General features: G+C 62.6%; 13 protein-coding genes. 9 read left to right on the top strand and 4 right to left on the bottom strand.

Annotated features, from left to right (window positions below; all coding sequences use genetic code 11):
- The first annotated feature begins 7 nt into the window (after nt 1-7).
- Both ACFQ6Y_RS20215 and def read left to right on the top strand, forming a co-directional pair.
- Nucleotides 8-325 (top strand): hypothetical protein, encoded by a 318-nt coding sequence (locus tag ACFQ6Y_RS20215; RefSeq protein WP_378534248.1) that lies wholly within the window; start codon nt 8-10, stop codon nt 323-325.
- Nucleotides 326-458: 133 nt separating this feature from the next.
- Complete coding sequence (gene def / locus ACFQ6Y_RS20220) at nt 459-1,034, top strand: peptide deformylase (RefSeq protein WP_378636339.1); 576 nt, start codon at nt 459-461, stop codon at nt 1,032-1,034.
- Nucleotides 1,035-1,069: 35 nt separating this feature from the next.
- On the opposite strand, the gene iri is transcribed toward def, so the two are convergent.
- From iri to ACFQ6Y_RS20240, 4 genes are all read right to left on the bottom strand, one after another.
- Nucleotides 1,070-2,497: a rifampin monooxygenase Iri gene (gene iri, locus ACFQ6Y_RS20225; RefSeq protein ID WP_378636341.1), complete on the bottom strand. Its 1,428-nt coding sequence runs from the start codon at nt 2,495-2,497 to the stop codon at nt 1,070-1,072.
- 121 nt (nt 2,498-2,618) lie between these two features.
- A complete protein-coding gene (locus ACFQ6Y_RS20230; protein WP_378636346.1) occupies nt 2,619-4,004 on the bottom strand; it encodes an MFS transporter in 1,386 nt (461 codons plus the stop codon).
- Between the two features lie 30 nt (nt 4,005-4,034).
- Complete coding sequence (locus ACFQ6Y_RS20235; RefSeq protein WP_378636351.1) at nt 4,035-5,183, bottom strand: Gfo/Idh/MocA family protein; 1,149 nt, start codon at nt 5,181-5,183, stop codon at nt 4,035-4,037.
- A gap of 106 nt (nt 5,184-5,289) precedes the next feature.
- Nucleotides 5,290-6,027 (bottom strand): GntR family transcriptional regulator, encoded by a 738-nt coding sequence (locus tag ACFQ6Y_RS20240; protein WP_283303395.1) that lies wholly within the window; start codon nt 6,025-6,027, stop codon nt 5,290-5,292.
- A gap of 201 nt (nt 6,028-6,228) precedes the next feature.
- Between ACFQ6Y_RS20240 and iolC the strand changes: the two genes are divergently transcribed.
- From iolC to ACFQ6Y_RS20275, 7 genes are read left to right on the top strand one after another with little or no spacing between them, the layout of a single operon-like run.
- Nucleotides 6,229-7,233 (top strand): 5-dehydro-2-deoxygluconokinase, encoded by a 1,005-nt coding sequence (gene iolC / locus ACFQ6Y_RS20245; RefSeq protein ID WP_003940877.1) that lies wholly within the window; start codon nt 6,229-6,231, stop codon nt 7,231-7,233.
- Nucleotides 7,226-8,125, top strand: coding sequence for a hypothetical protein (locus tag ACFQ6Y_RS20250; protein ID WP_021332504.1), 900 nt, complete (start codon nt 7,226-7,228; stop codon nt 8,123-8,125). Before iolC ends, ACFQ6Y_RS20250 begins: the two co-directional genes overlap by 8 nt.
- A 21-nt stretch (nt 8,126-8,146) precedes the next feature.
- Complete coding sequence (gene iolB, locus ACFQ6Y_RS20255; protein ID WP_378636356.1) at nt 8,147-9,019, top strand: 5-deoxy-glucuronate isomerase; 873 nt, start codon at nt 8,147-8,149, stop codon at nt 9,017-9,019.
- 14 nt (nt 9,020-9,033) lie between these two features.
- On the top strand, nt 9,034-10,989 hold the full coding sequence (gene iolD, locus ACFQ6Y_RS20260; RefSeq protein ID WP_378636360.1) for a 3D-(3,5/4)-trihydroxycyclohexane-1,2-dione acylhydrolase (decyclizing): 1,956 nt from the start codon (nt 9,034-9,036) through the stop codon (nt 10,987-10,989).
- Nucleotides 10,990-11,041: 52 nt separating this feature from the next.
- Nucleotides 11,042-11,947 (top strand): sugar phosphate isomerase/epimerase family protein, encoded by a 906-nt coding sequence (locus ACFQ6Y_RS20265; RefSeq protein ID WP_378636363.1) that lies wholly within the window; start codon nt 11,042-11,044, stop codon nt 11,945-11,947.
- Between the two features lie 26 nt (nt 11,948-11,973).
- A complete protein-coding gene (locus tag ACFQ6Y_RS20270; RefSeq protein WP_378636365.1) occupies nt 11,974-13,014 on the top strand; it encodes a Gfo/Idh/MocA family protein in 1,041 nt (346 codons plus the stop codon).
- Between the two features lie 3 nt (nt 13,015-13,017).
- The gene (locus tag ACFQ6Y_RS20275) at nt 13,018-13,902 is read left to right on the top strand and encodes a sugar phosphate isomerase/epimerase family protein (RefSeq protein ID WP_378636370.1); all 885 of its coding nucleotides are present in this window, start codon (nt 13,018-13,020) and stop codon (nt 13,900-13,902) included.
- Nucleotides 13,903-13,924 lie beyond the last annotated feature (22 nt).

The raw sequence follows: 13,924 nt of genomic DNA on the forward strand, positions 1-13,924 counted from the left end.
TCGTGGCATGGGGTGGGACTTGTTAGTGCTGTTCGCCATGATCGGCCCGTTGGCGGTGTTCGGGTGGGCGGCTGTTCGGGCAAGGCGCCGCGGGCTTGGGGGGTCGTTCGTCGGGCCGTTTCAGGAGATGTTCGATCCCGGTGCGGCGCGAGCACAGACTGTCATCGAACAGATCGCGGAACTTCCGGATCCTGCGGACTCCGGCGACCCGGACAACGACGACGATGTGCCGTACACAGTCGCCTACGAGGGTGTTCGGCTCCACATCAATCCCGGTAGGGCTCGACAGCGCGGAGGCGAAGGGACAGCCAAGCACGCTGACTGAAAGTTGCACCAGATCCAATGTTCAGACAGCGGTCCGCGCGACGCGGGAGAGTAAACCGGCTCTGCACGGCAGTGAGGTGCATAGCGGCCGAACGCGAACACTCTCGTTGCGTTGGGCAGGAGCAGAGCGGAACATGAACCTCATGCCTGTCTCCGAACTTCTCCGCCTAGGTACCGCGCAACCGATCATTCGCTGGGGCACCCCTGTCCTTCATGCGCCAGCTCGGCCAGTGACTGAATTCGGCAGCGATCTCCAAGATCTGCTGGCAGACATGTTCGCTACCAACACCGCCGCACACGGCGCAGGACTCGCAGCTCAACAGATCGGCGTCGACCTCGCGGTGTTCATCTACGACTGCACTGACGAGGTAGGGACGCAACGCACCGGCGTCGTCTGCAACCCGGTCGTTGACCTTCCTGAAGGAGTCGACCGGCAGCTGGTCGACTACTGCGAAGGCTGTCTGTCCCTACCCGGTGCCTACACAGACCTCGCACGACCCGACTTCTCCACCTGTCGCGGAAACGATCAATACGGCAACCCGATCGAAATCACTGCAGGTGGCACCCTCGGGCGCTGCTTCCAACACGAAACTGACCACATCAACGGCATTGTCTTCGGCGACCGACTTCCAACGCGCAAACGCAAACAGCTCTATCGCGACCACGACGAAGTATCGGATCAATACACAGCCCATTGGCCGGCGTGTTAAGCGACCAGTCGGCTTAGAGGTAGAACCAGATAGCCCTACGCCGTTGGCCGGCCGAAACACTTAAACAGCTGAGTATCCAACTCCGCCTGCGTATCCCCGACCCATGCCACGTGACCGTCCGGCCGAAGCAGGACAGCCGGTGCGTCCAATTCGGTGCTGGTATCGACCACGTGGTCGACTCGATCGCTCCAACCATCTACCGCCAGTTGGCTACCCTGGTCGAGAAGAAGTCCGCGGCCGGATCGCATCAGGTCATAGAGGTTGCCGCGCGTCAACGCGATGTTCCGCAGCCGCCGACCGAGTAGGTCGTCGCCTTCGCCGAAGTCGTAGCGAATCGAGATCGCAGTGATCTTCTCGGTCAGATAACGCTTGACGTCTTCGAAGTCCATCAGCTCGGAGATCAAGCGTCGCACGGCTTGTGGACCGGCCGCGGTGGAGATCAGCTCCGCCTGCGCGCGCGTGTTATCGAGAACGTCGGCAGCCACCGGACGCCGTTCCGATTCGTAAGTGTCGAGCAGGCTCTCCGGTGCCCAGCCGTTGATCTCTGCGGCGAGCTTCCAGCCTAGGTTGAAGGCGTCTTGGACACCGAGATTGAGGCCTTGCCCGCCCATCGGTGGGTGGATGTGAGCGGCATCGCCGGCGAGGAAAACCCGGTCACGGCGGTAGTGCTCCGCCAATCGGGTGGCGTCGCCGAAGCGCGAGAGCCACCGCGGCGAGTGCACACCGAAGTCGGTGCCGGCGATGGCCAGTAGCTGCTGCTTGATGTCGTCGAGGGTGGTCGGAACCGCGCGACCGTCGGCAACTTCGGCCGCTGGTACCACGACGCGAAAAGCACCATTGCCGGCGGGACCGACTCCGAATCGTTTGTGCGTTTCCCGGATTTCGGCGACAACGGCGGCCATTTCATCAGCCGGCATGGTCACGTCCATTTCGCCGATCAGCGTGTCGGCGCTCGACGGCTCGCCGGGAAACCCGACGTCGATCAGCTTCCGAACGGTGCTACGCCCACCGTCGCAGCCTACGAGGTAACGCGCATGAAGTGTTGTGCCGTCCGACAATTCCGCTGTGACGTTGTCACTGTCTTGACGGATTGCGACGACGCGCTTCCCTCGCTGAATGTCCGCGCCGACGTCGGTGGCGTGTTCGGCAAGAATCCTGTCGATCTCGGGCTGAGGTATGCCGAGGACGTATCCGTGCGCAGTATCGAGGTGAGCGGGTGCCGGCTTGCTGATCCCCGCGAAGAATCCGCCGAGCGGGTACTTGCGGCCGTGCGCGAGGAACTTGTCCAGCAACCCGCGCTGTTCCATGATTTCGATGCTGCGGACGTGAATGCCGAGGGCACGGACGAACCGGGTCGGCTCCTCGTCCTTGTCAATGACAACGACGTCGACGCCGTGTAGCCGGAGCTCGCCTGCCAGCATCAATCCGGTTGGTCCGGCACCGACGATGATGACGTCACTCATGCAAACCCCTCCTCCGGGCAAGGCATTTGCTTGCTCGCAGCAGCCGAGTCTGCACCATCACCCGGGCCTTGCCGCAAGCCCCCGGTCCCGCGTTATGATGAAAGTGGCGGGAGGCCCCTCTTCATCGGCGCGCCAACACCGCAGCGCCTGTACCGTGCGGGAGCCGCCAACTCTCGATCACCGTCGGCACCAGCATGAGCCCGAGAACACCCAGTGTCAGCGAAAACGGCACTCCTCCGCCAAGATCGCCGGACTCCGCCAGCGGCGTACAAAGCGTGATCACCAACGCGGACAGCGCAATACCCAGACCGGACGCCAGCTCCTGCAGGGTTGCATGCAAGGTGTTGGCATCGGTCAGCTCCCCCGAGTCGACCTCGGCGAATGCCAAGCTGTTGTACGCGGTGAACCCGATTGATCGCAGCGCGCCACTGACGAACAGCGCCACGGCGACAACTCCGTCCGGTGTCGACGACGAAATCAGTGCAAGCGCACCGAAGCACACCACCGACAGAACGCCGTTCCCCACCAGAACTCGTCTGATCCCGAACCTGCGCATGAGCGGCGTGGTGAGCGGTTTGATCGCGATGTTGCCCACAAACAGAGCCATCACCAGCAGACCGGCCTTGAACGCCGACATTCCGAATCCCACTTGGAACAACAGCGGCAGCACAAACGGCACACCCATGATCACGAGCCGGTACAGCGAGCCGCTCGACGCGACAATCCGAAAGGATCGGAGCCGCAGGACCCCGAGCGCAATGAGCGGGTGATCCGACCGGAGGAGGTGAATGACGGCCAAGGTCAACAAGATCAGAGACACAACGATCCCGAGTCCCACTCGAATCCAATCGGTCCCGGAACTGTGCACGCTGTCGAGTGCCACAACGAGCACGGCGACGCCCGCTCCGATCGCCACCAGGCCCAGCCAGTCGAGGCTTCGTTTCTGCGCTGCCCGAATTTCAGGCACCATGCGCAATGCAAGGAGAAACCCGACGATCCCGATCGGGACGTTGATCAGGAATATCCAGCGCCACGACGCGATCGACACGATGGCTCCACCCAGAGCGGGCGCGAGAACCGGCGCTGTGAGCGCCGGCCACGTCAGGTAGGCGATAGCCCGTACCAGTTCCGCCTTCGACGTCACCCGCAATACTGCGAGCCTCCCCACCGGCACCATCATGGCGCCGCCTACCCCTTGTAATGCGCGCATTCCCACCAGCATCGGGAGCGACGTACTGAGTGCACATCCCACCGATGCCACCGTGAAAACAGCTATGGCGAAGATGAAGACACGCCGCGTTCCGAATCTGTCGGCCATCCATCCGCTCGCCGGAATCAAGACTGCCAACACCAAGAGATACGAAGAAACGGCGACATTGACGTCGACGGCAGCGACTCCGAATGATTCGGCGATCGACGGCAGCGCCGTTGTGAGAATCGTCGCGTCGAGCATCTCCATGAACAGCGCTGCTGCCACCAGCAGCGCCAGCCCGCGGGGAAATGTCACTGCGCCAGAGCCTTTCGGAGACGCTGTCGATCAGCCGAGAGTGATCCAACCGCCGGAGGACACCGAGGCGACCATCGCGTCCAGAGCCTGCGCCGACGCGACAGCATCAGCGATGGTCGCGCCCTGCGGCGCTCCGTCCACGATCGAAGAGATGAAATTGCGAGCCTCGATCACTTTCAGGTCGTCGTAGCCCATCGCGTTGGCCGCGCCGGGCTGGAAGCGGCCGAACTCACCCGACTCTGGGCCGACCAAAACCGTCGTGACGGATTGGTCCTGGTACTTCGAGCCGAGGCTGGTGCCCAGTTCACCCATCCGGCGGTAGTCCCAGAACACGGCGCCCTTCGTGCCGTGAATCTCGAATCCGTAGTTGTTCTGCTTTCCCACGGCGACTCGGCACGCTTCGAGGGTGCAGCGGCCACCCGAACCGAGGCGCAGCAGTGCACTGACGAAGTCCTCGTTCTCGACAGCCCCCATCTCTCCGCCGCTGGCGCGGGCATGTCCACTGGTTGCTGCGGACGGTCGCGCCCGCTCCGGGATGAAGATGGCAGTATCCGCAACGAGGGCGTCGACGTCGCCGAGGAGATGACGGATGAGATCGATACCGTGCGAAGCCAAGTCACCCAGGACGCCGGCGCCGCCGCGCTCACGCTCGTACCGCCAACTCAAAGCGCCTTCGGGGTGCGCCGCGTAGTCGCTGAGGAAGCGAAAACGCGAATGAGTGATCGTGCCCAGCTCCCCCGACTCGATCAGGCTTTTTGCCAGGGCCACGGCCGGCGCATTTCGATAATTGAAGCCGACGCTCGACTGCACACCTGCCTTCGAGACAGCTGCTGCAACAGCTTTCGCGTCTTCCGTGGACAACCCGACGGGCTTCTCGATCCAGATGTGTTTGCCGGCCTCTGCCATGGCGACGCCGATTTCACGGTGCAAGAAGTTCGGGGCCGTGATGCTCACCGCGTCGATCGCCGGATCGGCTGCGATATCGCGCCAGTCCTGGGTGAAAGCGTCGAAACCGAATTGGTCCGCTGCTTCCTCCCCTCGGCCCGGCACTTCGTCGGCGACGGCAGCCAGGCGGATCACGGGAAGCTGGGGATAGTGCTGCCGCAGACGCAGATACGCCTGCGTGTGTACGCGGCCCATCCATCCGAATCCGGCAACTGCTACAGAAATGCCTGTCATGAGGCTCCGTTCGGGTCAAATGATCGAAGGATCGCAGAAATTCTGGGGTCACAAATCACCCCCACTGACTCAGTCAGGCGGGTACTCGTGTCACCGGGATCGAGATCTAGCGGTCGACCACAGTGGTGTCGAAGTAGTAACGCGACGCTCGGTAGCAGTGGCTGCCGTACTCGACGGCACTACCTGAATCGTCAAATGCAGTGCGGCTCATGGTCAAGAGGGCAGCACCCACTTTCTCGTCGAGCAATCCTGCTTCTTCGCGAGTCGCCGCCCGGGCGCCGATTCGCTGCCGAGCCACACGAATGTGCACGCCGCGAGTTCGCAAGGTCTGGTAGAGCCCTTGCGTCTCCAACTCCTCGGGATCGGGTGCGATGTCCACCGGAATGTAATTGGTCATCACTGCCAGTGGTTCGCCGTTGGTGCTCCGCAGACGCCTGATGGTGGCCACTTCGGCGTCAGGTTCGAGGTTGAGCTCCGCGGCAACGTCCTCGCCGGGAACTCCCACCGTGAACTCGAGGAGCTTGGTCGTCGGAGCCTGGCCTGCCCTCGCCAGGTCGTCGAACAGGCTGGTGAGCTCGACAGGGCGGTGCACGGGACTCTGCACCACCTGAGTTCCGACACCCCGCTTGCGAACAAGTAAGCCCTTGTCCACCAATTCCTGGATCGCGCGCCGTGTGGTCGGACGCGAGAGATTGAGCCGTTTGGCCAACGCAAGTTCGTTCTCGAAGCGATCGCCTGGGGCAAGGTCGCCACCGAGAATAGCGCCCTCGATTGCCTGGGCCAGCTGAAAATACAGCGGCACCGGGCTCGAGCGGTCCAACTCGACGGCGAGTGCTGCGACCACGGTCAACTCCGATCTCTGACTTGGGAAGGCGCCGTATCGACGCTACTTCTCTCGGCAGTGTATGCGAACACTAACATTCACTTGACCGCAAGTCATAATGTCCAGACAAACTATTGACAATCGCTGTGTCGCGGCGCACAGTTTCAGTCATACATCGGTGCCCTGCGTGGGCAACCCACCACGAACTCTCGGGAGTCAGTTTTGACAAGCATCAACACTCACCAGAGCGGGTCGCACATCCCTGACGCACCCTTCGACGTGCTTGCCATCGGCCGATCGGGTGTGGACATCTACCCACTTCAGACCGGTGTCGGACTCGAGGACGTCGAGACGTTCGGCAAGTTCCTCGGCGGCAGCGCAGCCAATGTCTCGGTGGCGGCCGCGCGCCTCGGTCGGCGAGCAGCATTGATCTCCGGCGTCGGCAACGATCCCTTCGGGAAGTTCGTCACACGCGAATTGGCACGTCTCGGTGTCGACAACAGGTTTGTCGTCACCAATTCGGAGTACCCGACACCGGTGACGTTCTGCGAAATCTTCCCCCCGGACGACTTTCCTCTGTACTTCTATCGCAAGCCGCATGCGCCTGATCTTCGGATCACCCCGCAAGACATCGACCTCGACGCCGTTCGAACAGCCTCGCTGTACTGGTCGACTGTGACGGGGCTGTCCGAAGAACCGAGCCGCAGCGCACACTTCGCCGCTTGGGAAGCCCGCGAACGGCGCCCGCTCACCGTTCTGGACCTGGACTACCGCCCGATGTTCTGGTCGACGCCGCAGGACGCGACCACGCAGGTACAGCGCGCCCTCGCACACGTGACAGTAGCCGTGGGGAACCGTGAAGAGTGCGAAATCGCTGTCGGTGAGACCAACCCGAACAAGGCTGCGGACGCGCTTCTCGACCTCGGAGTCGAACTGGCCATCGTGAAGCAGGGCCCGAAGGGTGTACTCGGCAAAACGCGAAAGCAGTCGATCACCGTGCCGCCCAACACCGTCGACGTGGTCAACGGGCTGGGAGCAGGCGACAGCTTCGGCGGATCACTGTGCCACGGACTGTTGGCCGGATGGCCGCTGGAGAAGGTACTGCGCTACGCCAACGCGGCCGGCGCGATAGTCGCATCTCGGCTCGAATGCTCCACCGCGATGCCGACCGCCGAAGAAGTCCACGATCTCGCCGAAGCCACAGCCACGGAGGCAGTCAATGTCTGACAAGCTCGCCGCCCGCCCCCTCGCCACCACCTACGCCGAAGTGACGGAACTGCGTGCGAGCGATCCGCAGATCATCGAAAAGGCCTGGGCTGCAAGAACTCCTCGCGCCACTGTTCGAGGCAACGGCCGGCTCATGATCGTCGCCGCCGATCATCCGGCCCGTGGGGCGCTGTCTGTCGGCGGCAAGCCGACAGCGATGAACAGTCGTACCGATCTGCTGGACCGGTTGCGCACTGCTCTCGACAATCCTGGAGTCGACGGCGTTCTCGGTACTGCGGACATTCTCGACGATCTGCTCCTCCTCGGCGCCCTCGACGACAAGGTCGTCTTCTCGTCGATGAACCGCGGCGGCCTGGCAGGCGCCAGCTTCGAACTCGACGACCGCATGACGGGATACACCGCGGCCGGCACCGCAAAGTTCGGCATGAACGGCGGAAAGATGCTGCTGCGCATCGCACTCGACGACGCGGGCACTCTGCCCACCATGACGGCATGTGCGGAAGCCGTGGACGAACTGGCCGCGGCCGGACTGATCGCGATGCTCGAGCCGTTCCTCTCCAGTCGCGTAAACGGCAAGGTGGTCAACGATCTCAGCCCCGACGCCGTCATCAAGTCCATCCATATCTCCCAGGGCCTCGGCTCCACCTCGGCGTATACGTGGATGAAGTTGCCAGTCGTCGACGAGATGGAACGGGTCATGGATGCGACGACTCTCCCGACGCTCCTGTTGGGCGGCGACCCGCAGATCGCGCCGGAAGAAACGTACGCAAAGTGGGACGCTGCCCTTCAGTTGCCGTCCGTGCGCGGATTGATAGTCGGGCGCGCGCTGCTCTACCCACCCGACGGTGACGTGACCGCGGCCGTCGACACCGCAGTCAAGCTCGTCCACTAGAACCGACCTGGCAGGAGCAAGATGTTCAGCAAGTACTACGTCCCCGCCGACTCTTCCGCCGACGGTGATTTCACGACAGTGGTCACGCCGGAGTCTGCCGGGTGGACCGAATCCAGCTTGTGGACACTCCAACTCGCCCCGGGTGCGAACGTCCACCTGCAGTCCGGCGAGAACGAGATCATCGTCGTTCCACTGGCGGGTTCGGCCCTGGTTGTTGCCGAGGGGACCGAGATTCCCCTGACTGGTCGCGCATCGGTTTTCGACGGTCCGAGTGATTTCGCGTACGTAGGACGCGACGTCGACTACTCGGTCAGCAGCACTGACGGGGGCCGCTTCGCTCTGTGCGGAGCCCGCGCCCGCGCAAAGCTCCCCCATCGCTACGGTCCCGCATCAGGAGTTGCGGTCGAGCTCCGCGGTGCCGGGAACTGCAGCCGACAGGTTCACAACTTCGCCACCGCAGACACCTTCGAGGCCGACTCCATCATCGCGTGTGAGGTCATCACCCCCGGCGGGAACTGGTCGTCGTATCCCAGCCACAAACACGACGAGAACAGCGACGTCGAATCGGCCCTCGAAGAGATCTATTACTTCGAGATCGACCGAAGCCCGACCGGCACCGAAGGATTCGGCTACCACCGCGTGTACGGAACCGCCGAGAGACCTATCGAGGTGCTCGAGGAAGTCCGCTCAGGCGACGTCGTCCTCGTGCCGCACGGCTATCACGGCCCGTCCATCGCAGCGCCGGGGCACCACATGTACTACCTCAACGTCATGGCAGGTTCGGGCGAGATCCGGGCGTGGAACATCTGTGACGATCCGCAACACACCTGGCTGCGCGGAAGCTGGGATCACCAGGACATCGACCCTCGACTGCCGTTGCAGTCCCACAACTGACGGAAGTGAAAGCTGTGGCACCCACCAACAACACAACCGGCAATCGTCCACCTCGCGACGAGCCGACCGTATACCTCACCGTTTCTCAAGCTGTCGTCCGCTTCCTCGCCAACCAGTACACCGAACGCGACGGCCAGCGCACCAAGCTGTTTGCCGGCTGCTTCGGAATCTTCGGGCACGGCAACGTCGCCGGACTGGGGCAGGCACTCTTGCAGGCCGAGATCCAGGATCTCGACGCCGGCCGTGAGCCGACGCTCCCCTACGTGCTCGGACGCAACGAGCAGGCGATGGTGCACTCGGCAGTCGCCCACGCCCGCATGAAGGACCGCCTGCAGACGTGGGCGGTCTCGTCCAGCGTCGGCCCGGGCGCCACCAACATGATCACCGGCGCGGCACTGGCCACCATCAACCGTCTACCTGTATTACTTCTGCCCGCAGACACTTTCGCGACCCGGGCCAGTGCCCCGGTCCTGCAGGAACTCGAACTCCCGTCGAGCGGTGACGTCACAGTCAACGACGCTTTCAAACCGGTCTCGCGATACTTCGATCGGGTATGGCGCCCGGAACAGTTGCCGAGTGCTCTGATGGCCGGCATGCGAGTTCTCACCGACCCCGTCGAGACCGGCGCAGTCACCATCGCCATCCCGCAGGACGTACAGGCCGAGGCTTTCGACTGGCCAGAGTCGTTCTTCGCCGAACGAGTCTGGCACGTGGCCCGTCCGCTCCCCGAGAGATCGGTGATCGAACGCGCCGTCGCGATCATCCGTTCGGCTCGCAAGCCGCTGATCGTCGCGGGCGGCGGCGTCATCTACAGCCAGGCCACGGACTCTCTGGCAGCGTTCTGCGCGCAGACCGGAATCCCCGTGGGGCAGAGCCAGGCCGGCAAGGGTTCCTTGGTCTACGACCATCCACAATCCGTCGGAGCAGTGGGGTCCACTGGCACCACCGCTGCAAACGCTCTGGCCACCGATGCGGACGTCGTCATCGGAATCGGTACGCGGTACAGCGATTTCACGAGCGCATCCCGCACCGCCTTCACCAATCCAGACGTTCGCTTCGTCAACATCAACGTCGCTTCACTGGATTCCGTGAAGCAGGGCGGTGTCAGTGTGGTGGCCGATGCGCGTGAGGCTCTCGACGCCCTGGCACTCGCACTGAGCGACTACCGGGTGGACGACGAGTACGCGTCCAGGATCGGTGAACTCGCTCGCGATTGGGATGCTGTCGTCGAATCCGTCTACAACCCGGCCGAACCTGCAGCCGACGGGTCGCTGAATCAGAATCAGGTGATCGGTCTGGTCAACACTCTGTCCGATCCACGTGACGTCGTGGTGTGCGCTGCCGGGTCCATGCCCGGTGACCTCCACAAGCTGTGGCGTACTCGCGATTCGAAGGGATATCACGTCGAATACGGATACTCCTGCATGGGATACGAAGTTGCGGGAGGTCTGGGCGTCCGGATGGCTTGTCCCGATCGCGACGTGTTCGTCATGGTCGGCGACGGTTCCTATCTGATGATGGCCACCGAATTGGTCACCGCCGTGCAGGAACGCCTCAAGGTCATCGTCATTTTGGTGCAAAATCACGGATTTGCCTCCATCGGTTCGCTGTCCGAGTCGCTCGGTTCCCAGCGCTTCGGCACGCAGTACCGCTACCGCTCGAATGACGGACGTCTCGACGGAGGGGTTCTCCCGGTCGATTTGGCCGCGAACGCCGCCAGCCTCGGTGTCGACGTCATCCGCGCCAACACCGCTGCCGAGTTCGCCGACGCGATCAAGGTTGCCAAAGCAAGCGAGACCAGTACGGTCATCCACGTCGAAACCGATCCGCTGATCGGCGCCCCGGACAGCGAATCCTGGTGGGATGTACCGGTATCGGCCACCTCCGAACTGGAGTCCACCAAGAAAGCACGGGCAACTTACGAGTCCTGGAAGAAGATCCAGCGACCGTACCTACGTCCATCCGAATGAAAATTCCGCACAACCACACCCCATAAAGCTTGCCCGCGAAAGGAATCTAGACATGAGCGCGATTCGCGTCGGATCAGCCCCCGACTCCTGGGGCGTGTGGTTTCCGGACGATCCACAGCAGACCCCTTACACACGATTCCTCGACGAGGTATCCGCGTCGGGATACGAATGGATCGAACTCGGCCCGTTCGGATACCTTCCGACCGATCCAGCCAAGTTGACGGACGAACTCGGTGCCCGCGGCCTGAAGCTTTCGGCCGGTACCGTTTTCGAACATCTGCACCAGGACGATTCCTGGGATGCCGTCTGGAATCAGATCAAGGATGTCGCCAAGTTGACCGCAGCCGTCGGCGGCAAGCACGTGGTGGTCATCCCTGAGATGTGGCGCGACCCTTCCACCGGAGCGGTACTCGAAGACCGCAATCTGACGCCCGAGCAGTGGCGTAAGAAAACCGACGGCATGAACGCTCTCGGGAAGGCAATGCTCGAGGAGTACGGCGTCATGGCGCAATACCACCCTCATGCCGACAGTCACGTCGACATCGAGGACAACGTCTACAAGTTCCTCGAAGGGACCGACGAGCGTTTCGTGAATCTGTGTCTCGACACCGGCCACATCAGCTACTGCGGCGGCGACAATCTCGCAATTATCGACAAACATCCGGAGCGCATCGGGTACCTACACCTCAAGCAGGTGGATCCGGCGATCGTCGCCAAGGTTGAGGCGGAGGACCTGCCGTTCGGTGAGGCCGTCAAACTCGGTGCCATGATCGAACCGCCGCGCGGAATCCCCGCCATGCCAACGCTTCTGGAGGCCATCGAGAAGCTCGGCATCGACGTGTTCGCGATCGTCGAGCAGGACATGTATCCCTGCCATCCCGACACACCGCTGCCCATCGCAGCGCGCACCCAGAAGTACCTGTCCACCTGTGGCGTCCCCGCCGTCCGTTTCAGCTGAGCAACACAATCGAGGAGTACCACCGCATGTCTGACAACCAGGATCTCCGGATCGCAGTGCTCGGCGTCGGCATCATGGGGGCCGATCACGTCGACCGCATCACCAACAAGATCGGCGGTGCCCGCGTCACCGTCGTCAACGACCACTCGCTGGCCCGCGCCGAGGAAATCGCAGCACTGACGCCAGGGTCGCGCGTCGTCGTCGACCCGTTCGATGCCATCGCAGCCGAAGACGTCGACGCCGTTGTTCTCGCAACCCCGGGCCCGACCCATGAGAAGCAGGTTCTTGCCTGCCTCGAAGCGGGCAAGCCTGTTCTCTGCGAAAAGCCGCTGACCACCGACGTGGACAGTTCGCTCGCGATCGTGAAAGCCGAAGCAGCGCTGGGCAAGAAGCTGATCCAGGTCGGCTTCATGCGGCGATTCGACCACGAATACACCCAGCTCAAGGATTTGATCGACAGTGGCGATCTCGGTCGCCCGCTCGTGGTGCACTGTGCGCATCGTAATCCTGCGGTTCCGAAGGGTTTCGACAGCGCGATGATCGTCAAGGACTCACTCGTCCACGAGGTCGACGTGACACGTTTTCTGCTCGACGAAGAAATCACCTCCGTCCAGATCATCCGACCGGCCGCGAATTCGCTGGCTCCCGCGGGTATTCAGGACCCGCAGATCGCGATCTTCGAGACCGAATCCGGTAGGCACGTCGACGCCGAGGTTTTTGTCACCACCGGCGTCGCCTACGAGGTGCGCACCGAGGTTGTCGGCGAACTCGGCAGCGCGATGATCGGACTCGACGTGGGGCTGATCCGAAAGAGCAAGCCCGGCAACTGGGGTGGGCAGATCACCCCAGGATTCCGCGAACGCTTCGGGCAGGCGTACGACACCGAGTTTGCCCGCTGGATCAAGGCCGCCAAGACCGGCGCCGACACCGGTCACTACATCGACGGCCCCGGCGCCTGGGACGGCTACGCCGCGGCCGCGGTCTGCGCCGCCGGTGTGAAGTCTCTGGAGTCGGGTCAGCGCGTCGTTGTCGACATGGTTCCGCGAACCTCGGTAGCCGGAGCGTAAACGATGAAGGTCGCGCTCGATCCCACACCGTTCCACCACGATTACTCACTGCTCGAGCTTCCTCAGGTTGTTGCCGATCTCGGGTACGAGTACCTGCAACTCACACCACACGTCGACATGATCCCGTTCTTCAATCACCCGAAAGCTGACGACGCACTCGTTGCCAAATTCCGGAAGGCTTGCGCGAGTGCGGGAGTCGGCATCGCTTCGGTGCTACCGGTCCTTCGCTGGTCCGGCCCGGACGAGGACGCCCGCGAAGCAGCAGTGCGGTACTGGAAACGGGCCATCCAGATCACCGTTGACCTCGGCGTCAACGTCATGAACACCGAATTCTCCGGCCGCCCCGAAAAAGCCGAAGAGTCCGAGCGTGCGTTCTATCGTTCGATGGAGGAACTGGTTCCGATCATCGAGCGCGAGGGAATCGACGTCCTGATCGATCCACACCCGGACGATTTTGTCGAAGACGGACTTGCCGCGATCCGCACGATCCGCGGCGTGAACTCCAAGAACCTCGGCATGGTGATCGTGGCGTGCCACCAATTCCATATGGGTGGGAACCTTCCCGCTATCATGGAGGCCGCCGGCGACATGGTCCGACTCGTTCATGTGGCGGACACCATGGACCATCACCGTTCCCACGGACTGCGCTACATCACCAACCCGCCAGGCAACGCCGTTCGAGTGCATCAACATCTCAAGATCGGTGACGGAGACGTCAACTGGGACGAATTCTTCGGAGGCCTGGGAAAACTCGGCTTCTACGAACGTGAGAACACCGTGATGGTGTCGAGCGTCTTCGCCGAGAACGAAAACGCGCACGAGGTTTCCCGATACCAGCGCGAGACGATGAACGACTACGTCGCCAAGTACACCTCCCCGAACTCCTGAGTCACCGGACCACTAGGAAATA

The organism is Rhodococcus sp. NPDC056516, assembly GCF_042794655.1.
GTDB lineage: Bacteria > Actinomycetota > Actinomycetes > Mycobacteriales > Mycobacteriaceae > Rhodococcus_F.

What these genes read in the sequence shown, in the direction of transcription:
- ACFQ6Y_RS20215 (WP_378534248.1), top strand. Translation starts at nt 8, where the DNA reads ATGGGGTGGGACTTGTTAGTGCTGTTCGCCATGATCGGCCCGTTGGCG.
- def (WP_378636339.1), top strand. Translation starts at nt 459, where the DNA reads ATGAACCTCATGCCTGTCTCCGAACTTCTCCGCCTAGGTACCGCGCAA.
- iri (WP_378636341.1), bottom strand. Translation starts at nt 2,497, where the DNA reads ATGAGTGACGTCATCATCGTCGGTGCCGGACCAACCGGATTGATGCTG.
- ACFQ6Y_RS20235 (WP_378636351.1), bottom strand. Translation starts at nt 5,183, where the DNA reads ATGACAGGCATTTCTGTAGCAGTTGCCGGATTCGGATGGATGGGCCGC.
- ACFQ6Y_RS20250 (WP_021332504.1), top strand. Translation starts at nt 7,226, where the DNA reads ATGTCTGACAAGCTCGCCGCCCGCCCCCTCGCCACCACCTACGCCGAA.
- iolB (WP_378636356.1), top strand. Translation starts at nt 8,147, where the DNA reads ATGTTCAGCAAGTACTACGTCCCCGCCGACTCTTCCGCCGACGGTGAT.
- ACFQ6Y_RS20265 (WP_378636363.1), top strand. Translation starts at nt 11,042, where the DNA reads ATGAGCGCGATTCGCGTCGGATCAGCCCCCGACTCCTGGGGCGTGTGG.
- ACFQ6Y_RS20270 (WP_378636365.1), top strand. Translation starts at nt 11,974, where the DNA reads ATGTCTGACAACCAGGATCTCCGGATCGCAGTGCTCGGCGTCGGCATC.
- ACFQ6Y_RS20275 (WP_378636370.1), top strand. Translation starts at nt 13,018, where the DNA reads ATGAAGGTCGCGCTCGATCCCACACCGTTCCACCACGATTACTCACTG.